Annotated in this window: 17 protein-coding genes and 1 tRNA gene; 17 read left to right on the plus strand and 1 reads right to left on the minus strand. The window is 40.9% G+C overall.

The genetic code is table 11. The features are described from left to right. Positions 1 to 65 precede the first annotated feature (65 nt). The 14 genes from ABT310_RS09645 to ABT310_RS09710 all read left to right on the plus strand — a co-directional run bounded on the left by ABT310_RS09645 (position 66) and on the right by ABT310_RS09710 (position 16,652). Positions 66 to 383 (plus strand): FtsL-like putative cell division protein, encoded by a 318-nt coding sequence (locus tag ABT310_RS09645; protein WP_090293687.1) that lies wholly within the window; start codon positions 66 to 68, stop codon positions 381 to 383. Next, on the plus strand, positions 383 to 2,392 hold the full coding sequence (locus ABT310_RS09650; RefSeq protein ID WP_375323695.1) for a penicillin-binding protein: 2,010 nt from the start codon (positions 383 to 385) through the stop codon (positions 2,390 to 2,392). The genes ABT310_RS09645 and ABT310_RS09650 overlap by 1 nt, the downstream gene beginning before the upstream one ends. Further along, positions 2,389 to 3,852 (plus strand): UDP-N-acetylmuramoyl-L-alanyl-D-glutamate--2,6-diaminopimelate ligase, encoded by a 1,464-nt coding sequence (locus tag ABT310_RS09655; RefSeq protein ID WP_375323696.1) that lies wholly within the window; start codon positions 2,389 to 2,391, stop codon positions 3,850 to 3,852. Before ABT310_RS09650 ends, ABT310_RS09655 begins: the two co-directional genes overlap by 4 nt. A gap of 11 nt (positions 3,853 to 3,863) precedes the next feature. Beyond that, positions 3,864 to 5,084, plus strand: coding sequence for a phospho-N-acetylmuramoyl-pentapeptide-transferase (gene mraY, locus ABT310_RS09660; RefSeq protein WP_375323697.1), 1,221 nt, complete (start codon positions 3,864 to 3,866; stop codon positions 5,082 to 5,084). Further along, on the plus strand, positions 5,085 to 6,419 hold the full coding sequence (gene murD, locus ABT310_RS09665; RefSeq protein ID WP_375323698.1) for a UDP-N-acetylmuramoyl-L-alanine--D-glutamate ligase: 1,335 nt from the start codon (positions 5,085 to 5,087) through the stop codon (positions 6,417 to 6,419). It abuts the gene before it with no gap. Positions 6,420 to 6,422: 3 nt separating this feature from the next. After that, entirely contained in the window at positions 6,423 to 7,628 is a 1,206-nt protein-coding gene (locus tag ABT310_RS09670) for an FtsW/RodA/SpoVE family cell cycle protein (protein WP_375323699.1), read from the plus strand. Continuing rightward, positions 7,615 to 8,706 carry an undecaprenyldiphospho-muramoylpentapeptide beta-N-acetylglucosaminyltransferase gene (gene murG / locus ABT310_RS09675; protein ID WP_375323700.1) on the plus strand — a complete coding sequence of 364 codons (1,092 nt, stop codon included), beginning with the start codon at positions 7,615 to 7,617 and terminating at the stop codon, positions 8,704 to 8,706. The genes ABT310_RS09670 and murG overlap by 14 nt, the downstream gene beginning before the upstream one ends. A 100-nt stretch (positions 8,707 to 8,806) precedes the next feature. Next, on the plus strand, positions 8,807 to 10,156 hold the full coding sequence (murC, locus tag ABT310_RS09680) for a UDP-N-acetylmuramate--L-alanine ligase (protein WP_375323701.1): 1,350 nt from the start codon (positions 8,807 to 8,809) through the stop codon (positions 10,154 to 10,156). After that, on the plus strand, positions 10,146 to 10,865 hold the full coding sequence (locus ABT310_RS09685) for a cell division protein FtsQ/DivIB (RefSeq protein ID WP_375323702.1): 720 nt from the start codon (positions 10,146 to 10,148) through the stop codon (positions 10,863 to 10,865). The genes murC and ABT310_RS09685 overlap by 11 nt, the downstream gene beginning before the upstream one ends. A 3-nt stretch (positions 10,866 to 10,868) precedes the next feature. Further along, positions 10,869 to 12,200 (plus strand): cell division protein FtsA, encoded by a 1,332-nt coding sequence (gene ftsA, locus ABT310_RS09690; protein WP_375323703.1) that lies wholly within the window; start codon positions 10,869 to 10,871, stop codon positions 12,198 to 12,200. Positions 12,201 to 12,226: 26 nt separating this feature from the next. After that, the gene (gene ftsZ, locus ABT310_RS09695; RefSeq protein ID WP_375323704.1) at positions 12,227 to 14,197 is read left to right on the plus strand and encodes a cell division protein FtsZ; all 1,971 of its coding nucleotides are present in this window, start codon (positions 12,227 to 12,229) and stop codon (positions 14,195 to 14,197) included. Between the two features lie 100 nt (positions 14,198 to 14,297). Continuing rightward, on the plus strand, positions 14,298 to 14,747 hold the full coding sequence (locus ABT310_RS09700; RefSeq protein WP_375323705.1) for a GatB/YqeY domain-containing protein: 450 nt from the start codon (positions 14,298 to 14,300) through the stop codon (positions 14,745 to 14,747). Positions 14,748 to 14,752: 5 nt separating this feature from the next. Beyond that, positions 14,753 to 14,829 (plus strand) — tRNA-Arg (locus ABT310_RS09705). Positions 14,830 to 15,032: 203 nt separating this feature from the next. After that, positions 15,033 to 16,652 (plus strand): carboxylesterase/lipase family protein, encoded by a 1,620-nt coding sequence (locus tag ABT310_RS09710; protein WP_375323706.1) that lies wholly within the window; start codon positions 15,033 to 15,035, stop codon positions 16,650 to 16,652. Between the two features lie 114 nt (positions 16,653 to 16,766). On the opposite strand, the gene ABT310_RS09715 is transcribed toward ABT310_RS09710, so the two are convergent. Then, complete coding sequence (locus tag ABT310_RS09715) at positions 16,767 to 19,169, minus strand: 7TM diverse intracellular signaling domain-containing protein (RefSeq protein WP_375323707.1); 2,403 nt, start codon at positions 19,167 to 19,169, stop codon at positions 16,767 to 16,769. Between the two features lie 249 nt (positions 19,170 to 19,418). Here ABT310_RS09715 and ABT310_RS09720 point away from each other — a divergent pair, with 249 nt between their 5' ends. The 3 genes from ABT310_RS09720 to ABT310_RS09730 all read left to right on the plus strand — a co-directional run bounded on the left by ABT310_RS09720 (position 19,419) and on the right by ABT310_RS09730 (position 21,165). Further along, positions 19,419 to 19,862, plus strand: coding sequence for a YHS domain-containing (seleno)protein (locus ABT310_RS09720; protein ID WP_375323708.1), 444 nt, complete (start codon positions 19,419 to 19,421; stop codon positions 19,860 to 19,862). A 113-nt stretch (positions 19,863 to 19,975) separates the two neighbouring features. Beyond that, positions 19,976 to 20,461 carry a DinB family protein gene (locus tag ABT310_RS09725; RefSeq protein ID WP_375323709.1) on the plus strand — a complete coding sequence of 162 codons (486 nt, stop codon included), beginning with the start codon at positions 19,976 to 19,978 and terminating at the stop codon, positions 20,459 to 20,461. After that, positions 20,449 to 21,165, plus strand: a complete 717-nt coding sequence (locus ABT310_RS09730) for an NRDE family protein (protein WP_375323710.1) — start codon at positions 20,449 to 20,451, stop codon at positions 21,163 to 21,165. Before ABT310_RS09725 ends, ABT310_RS09730 begins: the two co-directional genes overlap by 13 nt.

Consider the following 21,165-nt stretch of genomic DNA (forward strand, 5'->3'; position numbering starts at 1 on the left):
CAGGCAGTCGAAAGGAGCCAAACATATAGATCCCGTTTTCGCGGGAATGACAAAACGAACATGAAATGAGAAAAGGATTACTGGATATATTAAAAGGTAAGTTTTTGGTGAGTGGAGATGCTCCCAAGAACTGGCTGTTTTTATTGTTTGCCTCTTTTTTGGCTGCCATGATGATCTCCAGTAGCCATAATGCCGATAAAAAAGTGCTCGAAATTGCCGCCTTGAATGAGGAAGTGCGCATGTTGAAGAGCGAATTCTTTGAAGCGCGTTCCAGCGTACAGCAACTAAAATTGGAATCCACGTTGCGCGAAAGCATGTTGGCCCAAGGGTTGGTGCCATCACAAAATCCACCAAAAAAAATAAGGGTAAAATCTGAAGACTAATGGCCATCACTGAAAAAAATATCATGAATAGACTGTACCTGGTTTCCGGGGGTCTTGTGGTATTGGCCATTGCCGTGGTGGTAAAGTTGGTCGATATTCAGGTGGTGCGTGCCGAAGAGTATCAAAAATTGGCATTGAGCAAAACCGAAAAGATGTTTACCATAGAACCTAATCGAGGTAACCTTTATTCTGAAGATGGTAGTTTGTTGGCGGCATCGGTGCCTAAATATGAGATTCGTTTTGATGCACAGACTGTTTCCGAAGAGAACTTTCAAAATAATGTAGGGGCATTGTCCGACTCTTTAGGACAACTTTTTAATAGACCATCTTCTTATTACCGTCAGCTGTTCCGAAAGGCTAGAGCCAACGGAAACCGATACAAATTAGTGGCCCGCAACATAGGGTATTTGGATTATATCAGAATCAAACAATTCCCATTGTTCAATTTGGGACCTTATAAAGGGGGGTTCATTGAAACTCATCGTGTAGTGCGTGAATATCCATTGGGGCAGATGGCCGCAAGAAGTATCGGATATGAGCGTGTAGATGAAAATGGCTACTATACCCGCGTAGGCTTGGATGGAGCATTCGGTGAAACCTATTTGCGTGGCAAAGAAGGTAAAAGACTGAAACAAAGAATTGCCAAGGGGCAATGGAAACCTGTTGGTTTGGACAATATTGTTGAGCCTCAAGATGGTTTGGATGTGGTTTCCACAATTGATATTAACATTCAAGATATAGCGCATCACGAATTGCTAAAGCAATTGGAAAAATACAAGGCCGACCATGGCTGTGTGGTGGTAATGGAAACGGAAACAGGAGAGGTGAAGGCCATTTCCAACTTAGGAAGAACCTCCGAAGGAAAATATTACGAAAAGTTGAACTACGCCGTGGGGGAATCCCATGAGCCGGGTTCTACTTTCAAATTGATGTCGTTGGTAGCTGCATTAGAAGATAAGGTGGTTGATACCAGTACTGTTATTGATACTGAAAATGGAAGGTACCGCATTTACGATGGGGTGGTAAAGGATTCCAAATGGGGTGGGTATGGTGAAATAAGTGTAGCCAGAGCTTTTGCAGTTTCTTCAAACACTGCTTTTGCCAAGATCATCAATGAAAATTACAAGGAACAACCGGAAAAATTCGTGAACCGTTTGATGAACATGGGATTGCATGAAAAATTGGGGCTTCCTATCATTGGGGAAGGTGACCCAGTAATTCGCTACCCTGGTGATAAAGGCTGGTCTGGAATCTCTTTGGGATGGATGTCCCACGGTTACGAAGTATCTATGACTCCAATGCAAACTTTGGCCTTTTACAATGCCATTGCCAATGATGGAGTTTTTGTAAAACCTCGATTGATCACTGAAGTACGTGAAGGAAGCAAGGTGGTGAAGAAATTTGACAAGCAAGTGATGAACTCTTCCATCTGCTCCGAGGAAACCGTCAAAAAAGTACAACAGCTGCTCAAAGATGTAGTGGAGAAAGATTATGGAACTGGACATAAACTGTATTCCAAGAATTTTTCCATGGCAGGTAAAACAGGAACCGCACAAAAGAATTATGTGGCCAAAGACCCCGATAAGCTCGCCTATATCTCCACTTTTGCGGGCTACTTTCCAGCGGACAATCCAAAATATTCTTGCATTGTGATTATTCACGAGCCAGATAAGAAAGAGGGATATTATGGCGCTGATGTGTCTGGTCCTGTATTTAAATCCATGGCTCAAAAGATTCATGCGATTTCCCCAATGGTGGATGAAGTGGAGGAAAAGGAAATCATTGACGAAGAATTGAACAAAAAGTACCAAGCCTATTACGCCGAGGTACAGAAAAAACATAGTACCGTGCCCAATGTAAAAGGTATGAGTGGCATGGATGCCGTTGCCATTTTGGAGAATTTGGGCATAGAGGTAGAGGTAAAAGGAAACGGAAAAGTAAAAACACAATCCGTTAACCAGGGAACCAACCTCAAAGAAGTTAAAAAAATAGTATTGGAGCTTTCATGAAGTTATTGAAGGACATATTGTATAAGGTAGGTCTATCTGCTGTGAGTGGCGACACCAACGTAATGGTGAACCAAGTGCATTTCGATTCCCGTAAGGTGGAAATGGATGATGTGTTCGTGGCCGTTCGTGGTACTGTGACCGACGGACACAACTACATCCAAAGAGCTGTGGATTCGGGAGCAAGAGCCATTGTGTGCGAAGATCTTCCAGAATTGATGGTGGACGGTGTTACCTATTTAAAGGTAGATGATTGTAACAGTGCCTTGGCGATTATAGCCTCCAACTATTTCGACAACCCATCCAAAAACCTAAAACTGGTTGGGGTTACGGGAACCAACGGAAAAACTACGGTAACCACGCTTTTGTACAATTTGTTCAAAAAAGCAGGGTATAAAGTGGGGTTGATTTCTACCATAAAAGTATTGGTAGATGATAAAGAATACCCATCAACCCATACCACTCCAGATGTGTTGACCATCAACAACTACCTGAGTGAAATGAACAAAGTTGGGGTGGAGTTCTGCTTTATGGAAGTGAGTTCTCACGGAATCCATCAAAAAAGAGCTGAAGGATTGCAGTTTGAAGGGGCAATTTTCACCAACCTTTCGCACGATCACTTGGACTACCACAAAACTTTTGCGGAGTACCGTGATACCAAAAAGAAATTGTTCGATGGTCTGCCAAAAACAGCATTTGCATTGGTGAACATCGACGATAAAAATGGCTTGGTCATGTTGCAGAACACCAAGGCCAAAAAATATACCTACGCACTTAAATCTTTCGCAGATTACCGCGCCCAGATTTTGGAAAAGCAATTCAACGGACAACTATTAAAGGTGGATGAAAATGAATTGTGGTCCAAATTGATCGGTGATTTTAATGCATATAATTTATTGGCCATCTATGCCACAGCAGCACTTTTAGGACTCGAAAAAATGGAAGCCCTACGATTGATAAGCGAGCTGGAAAATGTAGATGGTAGGTTTCAATATTACATATCAAAAGAGAAAATAACGGCTATTGTTGATTATGCCCATACGCCGGATGCACTTAAAAATGTATTGGTTACGATCAATGCATTGAGGACTGGAAATGAAAACGTCATCACCGTAGTGGGGTGTGGTGGTGACCGTGATAAGTCTAAGCGTCCGGTTATGGGTCATATCGCTTCAGAAATGAGCAACCATGCCATATTTACCTCAGATAACCCTCGCTCGGAATCCCCAGCAGCCATAATTGAAGAAATGGAAGCGGGAGTAGAGCCTCAAAATACCCGAAAGGTTTTGTCCATTGAAAATAGAAAGCAAGCCATTAAAACAGCTTGCAAGTTGGCCCTGTCCAACGATATTATTCTGGTTGCGGGCAAAGGACATGAAACCTATCAAGAAACCAACGGCGTTCGAGTGGAGTTTGATGATTTTAAAGAAGTAAAAGAGGCTTTGGATAGCCTAAATAAATAGGAAAATAGACCATGTTATACTATTTGTTCGATTTTTTAGATAAGCAATACGACATTCCGGGGGCGGGACTTTTTCAGTTCCTCACTTTTAGGGCGGCGATGGCTGTATTGTTGTCTCTATTGATTGCAATGGTCTACGGAAAGAGAATCATTCTTTTTTTACAAAGAAAGCAGATTGGCGAAACGGTTCGTGATTTAGGGTTGGAAGGACAATCTCAAAAAGCAGGAACACCCACCATGGGTGGTTTGATTATTATTTGGTCCACCTTGTTGCCTGTTTTGTTGTTCGCCGATGTTCAAAATATTTATGTCATCCTGTTGATTGTCACCATGATTTGGATGGGTATCATCGGATTTATAGATGACTACATCAAAATATTTAAGAGAGATAAACAAGGGCTTAAGGGGCGTTTTAAAGTAATAGGTCAAGTAGTACTGGGGTTGATTGTCGGATTGACGCTTTACTTTCATCCAGATGTGACCGTAAAGGAGAAGGATACCACAACCATTACCCAAAATTTTAAGGTTGAACGAGTTTTTGGCGAAGAGACCAAATCCTTGAGGACCAACGTTCCTTTTTTCAAAAATAACCAGTTGGATTACGCTGATTTTATCTCATGGATGGGGGATGGCGCGGCAGAATATGCCTGGGTCATTTTTGTAATGGTGGTAATTTTAATTGTGACCGCAGTTTCCAATGGAGCCAACCTTACGGACGGAATCGATGGGCTTGCTGCAGGGTCGTCGGCCATAATTGTGCTCACCCTGGGCATCTTTGCTTTTGTGTCGGGTAACATTCAGTTTTCAGGTTATCTGGACATTTTTTACCTGCCCCGTGTAGAGGAATTGGTGGTGTTTATAGCCGCATTTGTGGGAGCTCTGGTTGGATTTTTATGGTACAATACCTATCCCGCTCAAATTTTTATGGGGGATACAGGGAGTTTGACCATTGGAGGTGTTATTGCGGTTATTGCCATCATCGTTAGAAAGGAATTGTTGATTCCGATTTTATGCGGAATCTTTTTTGCGGAATCACTCTCTGTGATGTTGCAAGTGGGCTATTTCAAACATACCAAAAAGAAATATGGAGAAGGAAAACGGATTTTCTTGATGGCACCATTGCACCATCATTACCAAAAGAAAATGTACCACGAAAGTAAAATTGTGACCCGTTTTTGGATTATTGGAATCATGTTGGCCATCATCAGTATTGTGACCTTAAAAATTAGATAAATGGGTCGGTTGGTGATACTCGGAGGAGGAGAAAGTGGTGTGGGAACCGCCATTTTGGGCAAACAAAAAGGATTTGAAGTCTTTGTTTCGGACAAAGGAGAAATAAAGGAGAAATACCAAAAAGTTCTTGAACATTTTGAGATTGAATGGGAGTCAGGCAAGCATACCGAAACTAAAATCCTGAACGCCGATGTGGTGATGAAAAGCCCAGGGATACCTGATAAGGTGCCTTTGGTAAAAGCATTGGTAGAAAATGGGATTCCGGTGATTTCTGAAATTGAGTTTGCATCAAAATACACCGATGCAACAATCATTGGAATCACAGGAAGTAACGGGAAGACCACTACCACGATGTTGACCCATCATTTGTTGAAAGATGGTGGATTGAATGTGGGAATGGCAGGGAACATCGGTGATAGCTATGCTAAAATGGTGGCCGAACAAGATTTTGACCATTATGTGTTGGAGATAAGCAGCTTTCAGCTGGATGGAATCGTGGATTTTAAACCACATATTGCCATCCTTACCAACATCACCCCAGACCATTTGGACCGATACGAGTACAAGTTTGAAAACTATATCGCCTCCAAATTCAGAATAGCTATGAATCAGGATGAAAATGATTACCTGATCTATGATGCAGATGATGAAGTGATTGTGGAATGGCTAAAGGAACACCCAGTTCAATCCAAATTGATACCCTTTTCTGTGCAAAAGAAAATGGAAGAAGGAGCTTGGTTGGAAAACGATACGATTAAAATAAAATTAGAAAATAAAACCTTGGAAATGAGTAGAGATATTTTGGCCTTGGAAGGTCAGCACAACGTGAAGAATACAATGGCAGCCAGCATGGCAGCGCATTTAGTGAGGGTGAGGAAGGAGACTATTCGTCAAAGTATCCAATCCTTTCAAGGAGCGGCCCACAGGTTGGAAAAGGTTCTGAAAATAAACCATGTGGAATACGTAAACGATTCAAAAGCCACCAATGTAAATGCCACTTTTTATGCCTTGGATGGTATTAAAAAACCCATCGTATGGATTGTGGGTGGCGTTGACAAAGGGAACGATTATTCCGAGTTGATGCCCTTGGTTCGGGAAAAAGTAAAGGCCATCATCTGCTTGGGGGTTGATAATTCCAAGTTGATAGAAGCCTTTGGAAACGTAATCACACCAATGGTAGAGACGTATTCCATGGAAGAAGCCGTGAAAGTGGCCTATAAAGTTGCTGAGCGCGGTGATGCCGTTTTGTTGTCGCCAGCTTGCGCAAGTTTCGATTTGTTCAATAATTACGAAGACCGAGGAGATCAATTTAAAACCGCGGTAAAAAACTTGTAGAACGTGTTTGCAATCTTCAAAAATCTGAAAGGTGATAAAGCCATTTGGGGCGTAGTGGCCCTCTTGGCTCTTTTCTCATTTTTGCCGGTGTACAGTGCCAGTACCAATTTGGTGTACGTCAATAATGACGGAACCACCTTGGGGCATTTGGTAAAGCACGCCATATTGCTGTTTTTGGGATTTGGAATTATCTATGCCATTCACAAAATTCCAACACATTACTTTAAAGGGCTGTCCATAATTGCATTGCCCATTGTGTTGCTTTTGTTGGCTTATACCCTAACTGTCGAAACACGAATTGGAGGAGTTACTGCCAACCGATGGATTAAGATTCCTTTTGTTGGGGTAAATTTTCAAACTTCAACTTTGGCCTCGGTGGTTCTAATGATTTGGATTGCGAGATACCTGACCAAGATCAAAGATGTAAAAATCACCTTTAAAGAAAGTCTGTTGCCACTTTGGTTGCCTGTGGCTTTGGTCATATTGTTGATTTTGCCCGAAAACTTCTCTACGGCGGCCATCATTAGTTTTATGGTGTTGGTGCTTTGCTTTTTAGGAGGTTACCCCTTAAAATATTTGCTTGCCATGGTCGGTACGGGAATTGTCCTCGGAGGAATGTTCCTATTTGTACTTTTTAAAGCGCCAGAAGTTTTGCCACAAAGAGCTGGAACATGGAAATCTAGGATAGAAACCTTTATTCATCCAGAAAATGCAGATAAAGACGATTTACATCAATTGACCTTGGCTCAGATTGCAGTGGCCGAAGGTGGAATTGTAGGTAAAGGTGCTGGAAAAAGTGTGATGAAGAATTTGTTGTCGCAAAGTACTTCCGACTTCATTTTTGCCATCATTATTGAGGAATATGGACTGTTGGGAGGAGGAGCCTTGCTCTTTTTCTATTTGCTTTTGCTGTTCCGAATTGTGGTCGTGGCGCATTCGGCCAAAACCATTTTTTCAAAATTATTGGTAATAGGCGTCGGCTTGCCGATTGTTTTTCAAGCATTCATCAATATGGCCGTGGTAGTGCAGTTGTTTCCTGTTACAGGGCAACCCTTGCCATTGATCAGTATGGGAGGAACATCTATTTGGATGACCTGTATGGCCATCGGAATTGTGTTGAGCGCCAGCAATAAAAAAGAAAACTTAGAGGAGCAATCCTACGATATAGATGAAACCAATCCTTTAGAAGTATTAAGTGGACAAATATAGGTTTATACTTTCTGGAGGAGGAACGGGAGGACATATTTATCCTGCAGTGGCCATAGCCAACGAATTAAAAAGAAGGCATCCCGATGCCGAGTTTTTATTCGTGGGGGCCAAGGATAAAATGGAGATGGAAAAAGTACCACAGGCTGGATACGAAATAAAAGGTTTGTGGATAAGTGGATTACAACGGAAACTGACATTGAAAAATCTCATGTTTCCATTAAAACTGATAAGTAGTTTGTTAGAAGCACGTAACATAGTGAAGCAGTTCAAGCCCCATGTTGCCATTGGAACGGGAGGCTTTGCTAGTGGACCTTTGTTGCGAATGGCCGAAAGTTCGGGTGTTCCCTGTGTGCTTCAAGAGCAGAATTCCTTTGCGGGAATTACGAACAAACTGTTGGCGGGAAAAGCAGAGAAGATTTGTGTGGCCTACGACGGGATGGAGCGCTTTTTTCCAAAGGAAAAGATTGTAAAGACAGGAAATCCTATCCGAACTGACTTGGTTCAGATAAAAGAAAGCAAGGAAGAAGCAGCTGCCTTTTTCGGTCTTGATGGCGATAAAAAAACAGTATTGGTATTGGGTGGTAGCCTTGGTGCAAGACGTATCAACCAATTGATAGAAAAAGAACTCAGTTTCTTTGAAAAGCAAGGCTTTCAAGTGCTTTGGCAATGTGGAAAACTGTATTTCGAAGAATATAAAAAACACGAATCCGAACAGGTAAAAGTATTGGCCTTTGTCAATCGAATGGATTTGGCCTATGCCGCCGCCGATGTAATTATTTCTAGAGCTGGTGCAGGTTCGGTTTCTGAATTGTGTTTGGTGGGAAAACCGGTGATTTTTATTCCATCGCCCAATGTGGCGGAAGATCATCAAACTCAGAACGCCCAAGCATTGGTAGCAAAAGATGCAGCCATTATGCTTCGCGAAAGCGAATTGGATATGGCATTTGAAACTCGTTTTTCTGAATTGATGGAGTCAATGGAAATGCAAAAAAAATTGGGAGTGAATATTAAAAAGATGGCCATGCCAAAGGCTACGGAGCATATTGTGGATGAAATTGAAAAGTTGTTGAAGAAGTGAGATTGCAATTAAAAGAACAAATAAATAAAGTAGGTCACCTCGAGCGGAGTCGAGAGGTAATTACTGTTCTCGACTGCGCTCGAACTGACAAATTTGAAAAATGAATATAAAGGATATACATAGCGTCTATTTTATCGGAATCGGAGGTATTGGTATGTCTGCTTTGGCCCGCTATTTCAATTTTATTGGAAAAAAAGTGGCAGGCTACGATAAAACCCCAACTCCTATTACGGAAGGTTTGGAGCAATTGGGTATTTCGGTTCATTTTGAGGACAATGTGGAATTGATTACTAAAGAGTTCAAGCATCCTCAAACCTTGGTGGTGTATACGCCAGCCGTACCAGCTTCGCATTCGGAATTCCAATATTATAAGAACAACGGTTTTAATTTAAAGAAGCGCTCCGAAGTATTGGGTATCATCACTAAAGACTCTTTTTGTCTTGCCGTTGCGGGAACCCATGGAAAAACAACGACCTCTTGCATTCTGGCCCATTTGCTCAAAGAATGTGAATTACCATTTTCGGCATTTTTGGGTGGGATTTCGGAAGACTTCAATAGCAACTTTGTGTTGGAGGGAACCGAATATTCTGTAGTGGAGGCCGATGAGTTTGACCGTTCATTCTTGCGACTTACCCCAACTGTCGCCTGTGTTACTTCGATGGATGCAGACCATTTGGATATTTATGGCACCAAAGAGGAGTTGGAAAACTCTTTTAGGGAGTTTGTGGGCAAAATTAAACCCAACGGAAAACTATTTGTACGTAATGGATTGTCCCTGGAAGGAAGCACTTTCGGAATTGAGGACGGTTCCGATTACTGCATTCAAAATATTAACATTGAACATGGTACCTACATATTTGATCTCGTCACGCCTTTAGAGGTTATCACGAATGTAAAGTTCAACAAACCTGGAAGGCACAATTTGCTCAATGGATTAGCTGCTTTCGCGATGGCGGTGCAAACAGGCTGCCCACCACACCGCCTTGCTGAAGCTTTGGGGAGTTTTAAAGGGGTTCAACGTAGGTTTTCCTATCAGATCAAACAAAAGGATTTTGTGTTCATCGACGATTATGCGCATCATCCCACAGAAATAAATGCGGTATATCAAGCTGTTCGTGAAATGCATGCGGGAGAGAAAGTCACTGTGATTTTCCAGCCCCACTTGTTTTCCAGAACCCAAGATTTTGCGGATGATTTTGCAAAGAGTCTATCGCAATTCGATGACATTATTTTACTGGAAATTTATCCCGCCCGAGAGGAGCCCATTGAAGGGGTGACCTCACAATGGTTGTTGGACAAAATAGAGAATCCGAACAAGAAACTGGTTTCAAAATCAGACTTGATCAAAGAAGTGAGTAACTGCAAATCGGGCGTATTGGTTGCGCTTGGAGCAGGTGATATTGGTTTGGAAGTACCAAAAATCAAAAAAGAATTGAGTTATGCGCATTAATTGGGATTACATAAAACTGACCTTTTTGTTGGTCGCCGTGGTCGCGCTCTACGGTTTTGCCGATCAACGAAACAGTAAAAGACAAGTAAGCAAAATTTCCGTTGAGTTTGTAGGTGAAAATAACCTGTACTTAACAGAGGATGCGGTTAATAAATTGTTAATACAAAAATGCGGACCCCTTGAAAATAGGGCAAAAGAACAGTTAGTTTTGAATACCATAGAGGAGGTAATTCTATCCAACGATATGGTCAAAAATGCCCAAGTCTATCTTACTGTAAACGGGGAGCTTATCTCTGAGATAATTCAGCGCAAACCCATTGGGAGAGTTGAAGGCGTCTCCAAATTTTATTTGGATGACACGGGAGGTCGTATGCCATTGTCAAGGTACCACTCGGCAAGGGTTCCTATAATTACAGGAAAGATAACCGGAAAGACCTTAGAGGATGCCTATGTGATTTTGAACTATATCAACGATGATGATTTTCTTAGGAAAAATGTCATCGGCATACATATTGAAGAGGAAGGAAACTACCAGCTCAAATTCCGAATGGAAAACTTTGTGGTGAATTTGGGAGGGGTGGAAAACCTCAATTTAAAGTTTAAAAATTTTATGGCCTTTTATACCAAGGCCACCAAGGATAAAACCTTGGAGGAATATGCAACAGTGAGTTTAGAGTTCAACAATCAAGTGGTTTGCACCAAAATTTAAAGTATGGAACAGGGTAATTATTCAGTTGGGTTGGATATTGGAACTACCAAGATCGTAGCGATCATTGGTAAGGAAAATGAGTATGGAAAAATAGAAATATTGGGCACTGGAAAATCCAAGAGTCTTGGTGTGCACCGTGGAGTGGTGAACAACATCACCCAGACCATTTCCTCCATTCAGCAGGCCGTGGAACAGGCCGAGTTAAACTCAGGTCTTAAAATTGGTTCTGTTGTAGTGGGTATCGCCGGTCAGCATATCCGTAGCCTTCAACATAGCGATTATATCACACGTCCCAATTCGGAGGAGGTAATAGATGGAGAGGATTTGGATAAGTTATGCAACCAAGTGTACAAATTGGTGATGCTTCCAGGTGAGGAAATCATCCACGTGTTGCCTCAAGAATATAAAGTGGATGGTCAATCTGAAATCAAGGAGCCTGTTGGAATGTACGGTGGACGTTTGGAAGCCAATTTCCATGTGGTGGTAGGTCAGGTTTCCTCCATAAAAAACATTGGGCGTTGCATAAAAAGTGCAGGTTTAGATCTTGGTAACATCACCTTGGAGCCTTTGGCCTCTGCAGATGCCGTGTTGAGTCAAGAAGAAAAAGAAGCGGGTGTTGCCCTTATCGATATAGGAGGTGGAACTACAGATTTGGCCATTTTCAAGGACGGCATCATCCGCCATACCTCCGTGATTCCTTTCGGGGGTAACGTCATTACCGAAGACATTAAAGAGGGCTGCTCCATTATTGAGAAGCAGGCTGAATTGTTGAAGATAAAATTTGGTTCTGCTTGGCCAGGGGAGAACAAGGACAACGAAATTGTTTCCATTCCAGGACTTAGAGGTCGTGAGCCCAAAGAAATTACATTAAAAAATCTTTCGAAGATCATCCACGCCCGTGTGGTGGAAATCGTGGAACAGGTGTATGTGGAAATCAAAAACTACGGACACGAAGAGCAAAAGAAAAAACTGATTGCTGGAATTGTGCTTACCGGTGGCGGTAGCCAATTGAAGCATTTAAAGCAGTTGGTGGAATACATCACAGGAATGGATACTAGAATTGGATATCCAAACGAGCATTTGGCAGGGGATTCCGATGAAGAAGTGGCCAGTCCGTTGTACGCCACCGCTGTTGGATTGTTGATGAATTCCTTGGAATCTAAGAAAAAGAGTTTGGGACTTCATCAAGACAACACCTTGGTCGAAGAAGAGGTGTTGGTGGAACAAGAACAAGAAATGGGAGCTAAGGCAACTATGGCGACCCATGGTGAGAGAAAATCAATTTTTGATAAGTGGTCCGAGAAGTTGAAAGACTTTTTGGATAACGCAGAATAATAAACCCCATAAGAAACACAACCGTTATGAGTAAGAACACTGAATTTGATAACATAGCTTTTGATTTGCCCAAGAACAAAAGCAACGTAATTAAAGTTATTGGCGTTGGAGGAGGAGGTAGCAATGCCATCAACCACATGTTCCAGGCCGGCATCAATGGAGTGGATTTTGTAATCTGCAACACCGATGCCCAAGCTTTGCAGAATAGTTCTGTACCCAATAAAATCCAATTGGGCGTTTCGTTGACAGAAGGATTGGGTGCTGGAGCTAACCCAGAAGTTGGAGAGCAGGCAGCGTTGGAAAGCATGGAAGATCTTAAATCCATGTTGGGACAAAACACCAAAATGGCCTTTATCACTGCTGGAATGGGTGGTGGTACAGGAACAGGTGCAGCTCCTGTAATTGCCAAATTGGCCAAGGAAATGGATGTGCTTACCGTGGGGATTGTAACCATGCCTTTCCAGTTTGAAGGCGCCATGCGTAACAAACAAGCCCAAACGGGAATTGAAAAATTGCGTGCCAATGTAGATTCACTCATTGTCATCAACAATAACAAATTAAGGGAAGTTTACGGTAATCTTGGGTTTAAGGCCGGTTTCTCTAAAGCAGATGAAGTATTGGCCACTGCAGCAAGGGGTATTGCAGAGGTAATTACACATCACTACACACAAAACATTGACCTTAGGGATGCCAAAACGGTGCTTTCAAACAGTGGAACCGCCATTATGGGGTCTGCGGTGGCTTCAGGTTCAGCAAGAGCCACTGAAGCCATTATGAAAGCTTTGGACTCTCCATTGTTGAACGATAATAAAATACAAGGAGCCAAAAACGTATTGTTGTTGATTGTATCCGGTTCCCAAGAAATCACTATTGATGAGATCGGGGAAATCAACGATCATATTCAGATTGAAGCAGGTCACGGAGCCAATATCATCATGGGTGTTGGTGAAGACGAAAACCTAGGCGAGGCAATTGCCGTAACTGTTATTGCAACCGGTTTTAATGTAGACCAACAAGACAACATTGTAAATACGGAATCCAAAAAGGTGTTTTATACCTTGGAAGATGAGCAGACCGCACAACAAGATTTAACTCCGGAGGCTACTGCGGTACAAGAAGTACGGGTTGAAAAAACGCCTGAACCGGAGCCAGAGCCAGAACCGACCATTGTAAAACATACATTGGATATGGTGGAGGAAAAAGAAGCGCCTGCTCCAACACCTAAAGACCCTGATTTGATTCCGACCACCAATTACATCAGAAACTTTAATGTGTTCTACGAGGAGGTAATTGCAGAGCCCACCAAAGAAGATGACTTTATTATTATAGAGGCCAAAAGTATTCTGAACAATATCGATGTGGTGGATGCCGAGGTGGTTGAGCCGAAGTCAAATGAAGATCAGTTTACGTTAAGCTTTGATATGCCGTTGAACCAACATGTTGAGGAAGAAGACGAAAAGGAGCACACCATCACCTTTAATTTGGATGATGGTATTGGTGATGTGAAAGTAAACGAATATGTAGAGGTGAATCCAGTACTTGAATACAACAAAGAAGGAGAAACACGCTACAATTTGGAAGAATACATGGAGTTGGAAAATAAATTGACTGGGGCTAAGTCAATGGCAGAAACCCATGAGCCTAAGTTGGTGGAGAACGAGCTTGTTTTTGAGAAAAAGACCGTAAAGGTTGAAGAAAAAAAACAGCATGAGGAAACTTCTGCCAGTTTGGATCCAATGAACAGTTCTATCAGCGACATTTTAAGAGATAGAGCGGATGAAAGAAGAAGAAAGCTGAAAAACTTTAACTATAAGTTTCAAAACAATAGAAACAGTATAGACGAAATAGAAAAAGAGCCGGCTTACAAACGTCAGGGAGTAGACCTTAACGATGTGCCCAAGGAGCAGAAGGTTTCAAGAACCACTTTAAGTGAGGATAGCAATGATGACCTTCAATTACGTTCCAATAACTCTTTTTTGCATGATAATGTTGATTAGTAGTGTACATTAACATCCATTATATTATGGAAGGCTTAAACCCGAAAGTTCGTTTTCTTTCGGGTTTATTTTTTATCTTCGCAACCCTAAAAAAGAACAAATGGGACTGCAAGAAAAGGTAATGACAGAAATGAAAGCCGCAATGAAGGCAAAGGATACCGTTGCCTTGGAATCGTTGCGAGCCATTAAGTCTGCCATATTATTGGCGAAAACAGAAAAAGTAGGTACAGAACTTTCCGAAGAGGATGAGGTAAAGTTGGTTCAGAAATTGGTAAAGCAGCGTAAAGACAGTGCCGCAATCTATCAAGAGCAAGGCCGTGATGATTTGGCCGAACCAGAATTGGCGCAAGTAGCCGTGATTGAAAAGTTTTTACCAGAACAACTTACAGAAGAAGAAATAGAAAAAGTGGTTGTGCAAACCATCGATGCAGTAGGTGCATCAGGTATGCAGGATATGGGCAAGGTAATGGGAATTGTTTCCAAAGAATTGGCGGGTCAGGCCGATGGAAAAACCATTTCCACCATTGTAAAAGCAAAGCTTAGTTCATAATAATTGGCCCAGTAGTTCAACTGGATAGAATATCAGATTTCGGCTCTGAGGGTTGGGGGTTCGAATCCTCCCTGGGTCACCAATGAATTATAAAAAAGCCTGAAAGCAATTTGCTTTCAGGCTTTTTTGGTTAGTTGGAGTTCCATAATTGTAACATTGCGTCTAAATGTGTTAAAAACCTCTATAAATGGCCTCTTGTTTATGGTTCAAAGCTATTTCTTAAAACATCTTTTGGATTTTTATTTATTTTCATAGGGCATAACATAAACTATCAAACTATTTCAAATGAAAATTAAATCAACCATGCTATTCGCAATGGTATTTGCATTGCTTTTACCTAAAGTGGATGCGCAAATTGAACTTCAAACAGGCAAAGATGTCGCCGTTACCAATACAGAGTCTGGCAAGGTAAGAGGTTTTATCAGAAATGGGATTTATACCTATAAAGGTATTCCCTATGCCAAAGCCGAACGATTTATGGCGCCAACCAAAGTGGATGCTTGGGAGGGTGTTCGTAGTTCGACCATGTACGGCCCAGTAGCTCCACTATTGACACCAACCACATCGGTTATGGACGAATCCGAGTTTGTGTTTGACCACGATTGGGGATACACCAGTGAGGATTGCCTACGCATTAATATTTGGACACCTAGTACGGACCAAAAGAAAAGACCTGTACTATTTTGGATTCACGGCGGCGGATACACCGCGGGTTCAAGCCAAGAATTACCATCCTATGATGGCGAAAATTTGAGTAAGAAAGGTGATGTTGTTGTTGTATCCATCAATCACCGATTAAACGTGCTCGGTTTCTTGGATTTATCCGCTTATGGTGAAAAATACAAGACCTCGGCCAATAACAGTATTTTGGATATTGTTGCTGCTTTGGAATGGGTGAAAGCTAATATTTCAAACTTTGGAGGGGACCCAAACAATGTGACCATTTTTGGTCAATCTGGTGGAGGGGCCAAGGTGAACAATTTAATGGCCATGCCAAGAGCTAAGGGACTTTTCCATAAAGCCATCAACCAAAGTGGCGCAATGCGTGCCAATATGTTGGAAAAGGAAGTTACTCAGGCCATTGGAGCGGAAGTTTTAAGCCAATTGGGATTGTCGGCGAGCCAAGTGGATAGTTTACAAAACATACCTTTTGAACAATTGAGTGCAGCTAGCTCCAAAGCGTTGAAAGTGGTCGGTGAAAAAATGAAAGCGGAAGGTAAACCTGTTGTTGGATTAGGTTCCTTGAATTGGGGCCCAAGTCATGATGGCAATGTTTTTCCATATCAGTTGCTTTCAGATGAAGCCTTTGAGTTGTCCAAAGACATTCCACTTTTGATCGGGACTACCAAAAATGAGTTTACGCCGTTTTACAATGGTCGTTTTTTTGGTGCCTCTGAGGAGGAAATAATGGCGCATATCAATGAAACATATAAGGATAAAGCTGATGAATATTTGGCAGCGGTTAAAAAGGCTTATCCAGATGACACCCGTCCATCGGATTTGTTAGATATTGACGCTATTTTCCGTCCAGGTGCAGTTGTTCAGGCCAATAGAAAATCCGCATTAAAAGGTGGCGCTCCAGTGTACATGTATCTATTTACTTGGCAATCACCAGTTTTTGATGGAAAGTACAAATCCCTTCATTGTATGGAACTTCCTTTTGTGTTTGATAATATTGAAAGAGCGGTTCAAATGACAGGTGGAGGAGAAAAAGCTCACATTTTGGCCCATAAAATGAGTCAGGCTTGGATCAATTTCGCCAAAACAGGTGACCCGAACCACGATGCATTACCAGAATGGCCCGTTTATAATGCAACCGAAACACCTACCATGTTTTTTGATAATGAATGCTTTGTTTCCCCACAAAGGGACAAGGACTTCTTAAACTTGGTTACGGGATCTTAAAGTTGCTTTGAATTTTAAAAGTCAAAAAGCATGTTTCTTTTGGGACATGCTTTTTTATGTTTTCTAAATAGAGAACTTTCTAAGGTAAATAAGAATCTATTTGGGTTTAAATGATTAGGCCACTTTATGAACACGTTTTCTTAAGCAATGTTTGTTCATTTTAGAGAACAATAACGGTCCATTGACAGGCTTGGTGACTAGATCATTGGCGCCAAGTTCAAATATTTTCTTACGGGTTGTACTGGTGTTGTCCGCGGTAAGAACTATTATTGGAATGTCTGCAGGACATTGTGCTTCCCCACTTCTAATGATTGAAGTAGTTTCAAAGCCATCCATTTCAGGCATTTGTAAATCCATTAATATAAAGTCGAAAGTCTTGGTCTTCATCAGTTCCAAAGCCTCTTTTCCATGGTTTGCAATGGTAAGGTTAATGCCTCCCCAGTTCTTTTTGAATAATAACTTTACCACGGTTTGGTTCATCTTATTGTCCTCTACCAAAAGGATATCGCTTGTGCCCAATTTTTTATCAAATGATGCAATTGTTTGTTCTTCATTCACAAGTGCCATATCCTCATCTATCTCAAAACTCAAATTAAGCTCGCAAACTGTTCCTTGTTGTTGATTGTTTCTGAATTGAACTTGGCCATTCTGTAGATCAACATAGGTTTTTACAATATAGAGTCCCAATCCCAAACCACTAAACTCCCGCTTATCCATAAAGGACTTCTTTGTGAACGATTCGAAAATGGTGCTCATCTTTTCCTTTGAAATGCCGATTCCCGTATCGCTAATTGTAAATGTAATGGTGGTTTTATCCTTGTTTGTTTTGCAATCGATTTGTAAGGCTACGGCACCTTGATTGGTGAACTTAATGGCATTGTCTAAAATATGATTGAGTATTTGTACCAATTTGCCCTTGTCTCCAATAATTCTTGCTGGCAGTGAATCAGAAATATGGGTAGTAAACTCCAAATTTTTTAATTGCGCCTTTTTCTCTTGGGTATTAACAATCTTTGTTAGAGTCGATTTTAAATCAAATGGAACCTCTTTTAATTCTTGATCACCTTTTTCAATGACCGTAAAATCTAGAATGTCCTCAATGTAACCCAATAGGTTTTTGGAAGAGCTTAGGATCATTTTGCATTTTTCTTCCAGATCTTCCTCTTCCTTGTTTTCTTGTAGGGATGTGGTTACGCCCATGATTAAATTAAGAGGTGTCCTAAGTTCATGGCTAATGTTGGATAGAAAGGACGATTTGATTTCGTTCATGTCTTGTGCCCTTTGCAGTGCCAACAACTGGTTATGCTCATTTTCCATTCGAAGATTGCGAATCCTATTGCTCATGGAAATGGATAGAAAGATAATCTCCAACCCAATACCAAATTTGGTTCCGTTGCTAGTGAAAAATGAATTTTCTATGGTATTGAAATTATTAAGGATGAAGACGACAAATCCAGCAATCAGAAAAGTTACACCTATGATAAAGTAGCTGTCCACTTTTTCCTTTTTCAACTTTAAGGTGATTATGGCACAAGTCATATGAATCAAGACCAAAATACCAATAGCATTGGCCAAGGGATAGCAATTTTTAAAAAGACTTGGGACTGCAGCCAAAACAAAAACTCCTATAACGATTCCTATACTGAGGGCTTTATTGGCAACATGTAAAACAGGGCTGTTTTTTTTCAGGTTTAGGAAGATGTCTCCATATTTTCCAAAAAAGAATAAGGAGATAAACGCAGTAAGTAAAACGGCTCTATCGGACAGCCAGCCTCCTTGGGGGGTAAAATATTGGTGAAAAAATCCATCCAAAGAAAACTGTAGCAATGCAATAAAAAGCACGTATAGGGCATAGTAGATAAAAGCCCTGTCCTTTAATGCAAAATAGAAAAAAAGGTAGATTATGCTCGCTAAAATCAATATGCCATAAAAGAACCCATAGAAAACCTGTTCTTTATATGTAAGCTTAAAGAAACTATTCTCCGAATACAGATTCAAGGGCAGCATCACAACTTCCCCATCACTTTTTAGGTGAATATAAGCTTGCATTTTTTGATGCGGCTCAAGCGCAATATCAAAAATTGATTTTCTATGCTGTATGGTCTTTTTTGAAAAAGGAATTTTATCTCCACTGAATTGTTTTTCTACTTCCCCATTAATGTCAACCAGATAAAGGTTGACAATGTCCGTGATGGGTCTGGCAGTTTCCAAATAGTACTGCGTATACTTGTCGGTAGGATTTTCCAAAGTAAAGGACATCCAATAATGATCATTGGAAAAACCCAGGTTTTCCTTTAAACTGGATAACGGAACAAAATTCAGGTTAGGGTTGTTCTTGATTTCATCGAAACTATAATCTTTCTGTCCAGCCAATAAAACCGATGTGGTTGGACGTAATGAAATGGGTTCTGAATTGGTAAACGTGACCTCGTTAAACTGAGCATTCGAAACAAATGAGAATAGTAATAAAAGGCCATTTAGCCATGTAAAAAAGGAGGGGGATATAGTCTGGCGCATTAAGTAGGTATTGTAGCATCCACCTTTTGGGGAAGTGGAGTCAAATTTGTTGGTTTATTTTAAAAACGATGCTTTAGTGCGATTAGTGCACTTGACGGTCCGTATCCTACAACCTTTAGACGTAATCCAAAAAAATATCGGTGAACAGCAAAAAAAATGAAAGGAATCTTATTTGCAATGGACTAAACAAACCAAAATGTGATTTACTTCTTTATTATTTGAAATAGACGACAATCTAGATTAGAGGGTATGCAAAAGTTGATATTGATTTTTATTTTGGTATTTGGAGCTAATGGTCAAGCCCAAAGCATAGATTACAATACCAAGAAAGGTTTTGCCGCCAATGGCTATGATGTTGTTGCCTATTTTGAAGGGGAGGCCAAGGAAGGTGATAAGGAATTTATCGCTATTTATGATGGTATAAACTATAAGTTTTCCAGTAAAGACAACTTGGAAAAGTTTAAAATGAATTCTGAAACGTATTTGCCTCAATTTGGTGGATATTGCGCCTACGCTGTTGCGGTTAGCGGAAAAAAAGTGAATATAAACCCAGAAACGTTTGAAATTAGGGACGGGAAACTGTACCTTTTTTACAATCAAGGTAAAAACAACACCTTACAATTTTGGTTGAACGAGTCCCCCAATAAATTGAAAGATCAGGCTGATAAAAACTGGGAGAAAATTAAAAACTAAAGAAAGGTAAAAGTGAATTCAGCATACAGGATACATTGAATTTTCTTTTTATCTTATGCTGAAATAACTAAAACCAAACATCATAAATCAATCTAAAAACAACCTTACCATACATGTTCAAACCTTCGTTGGATACTCTCGAGCAGTTCAAACAAGTACTATTGGCTTTGCCATTGGATTGTTACTCCCAAAAATGTAGTGTGCTTTCCAATGCCACTATCGGGCAGCACACCCGACATGTTATCGAACTCTATCTTTGTTTGCTTCAAGGTTACCCATCTGCCAATGTTTCTTATGACCGTCGGGAACGTGACCTAAGAATTGAGCAAGACCTAACTTTCGCAATGGAAAAATTGAGCTTGATCCAGTCACAGCTTCAACAACCCAATAAGCATTTAAAAATCACCTACGAACTGGCGGGTGAAACTACCTGTTTGGACTCCAATTATTATCGTGAAGTGATGTATAATTTGGAACATACGATTCACCATCATGCCTTGATCAAGGTAGGGATTGAACAAATAACAGGACAAGAGCTTCCGATTTCATTTGGAGTTGCGCCATCAACCATGCAATACAGAAAAACATGTGCACAGTAAGTTTTGTTTGCTCAGGAGGGCGATATTTTATCACCTCCAATCGCGATGAGCATATTTCCAGGCCATTGGCCCATCAACCCAAAGAAGAAACCATCGGTGCGACAAAAGTACTTTTTCCAAAGGATCCAAAAGCAGGAGGTACCTGGTTTGCCCTAAATGAGAACGGTGCTGTGGGCGTTTTGCTGAATGGTGCCTTTGTAAACCATCAAATGGGAGGGAGCTATGCCAAAAGCCGAGGGCTTATTTTGCTTGATATTATTAGTTCCAATAATCCATTGGGTTCGCTAAAAGAAATGGAACTATACCAGATTGAGCCTTTTACTTTGGTGTTGTTTGATGCTGCTTTGATGGAATTCCGATGGGATGGCAATCAAAAATATTTTAGAGGTTTGGACAAGACCCAAAACCATATTTGGGCTTCGGCTACGCTTTATTCCGATGAGATCATCAAACACAGAGCCATTTTGTTTGATGAATTTCAAGAAACAACGACTACAATAGAAGCTTCTGATATACTGGATTTTCATTCCAACAATCACAATGATTTTGAAAATGGATTTATCATTGACAGGGAATCAGGCTTAAAAACATTTAGTGTAACCCAAGCCATTTTGGGCGAGGACCAAATCCTGATGAAACATTTGGATTTATTGAACGATAAAGTTTTTGAGGTGCCCTTTTCGGCCGGGGAGCTCACTTTTTAA

This window comes from Flagellimonas cixiensis, from assembly GCF_042134615.1.
Classification (GTDB): Bacteria; Bacteroidota; Bacteroidia; order Flavobacteriales; family Flavobacteriaceae; genus Flagellimonas; species Flagellimonas cixiensis.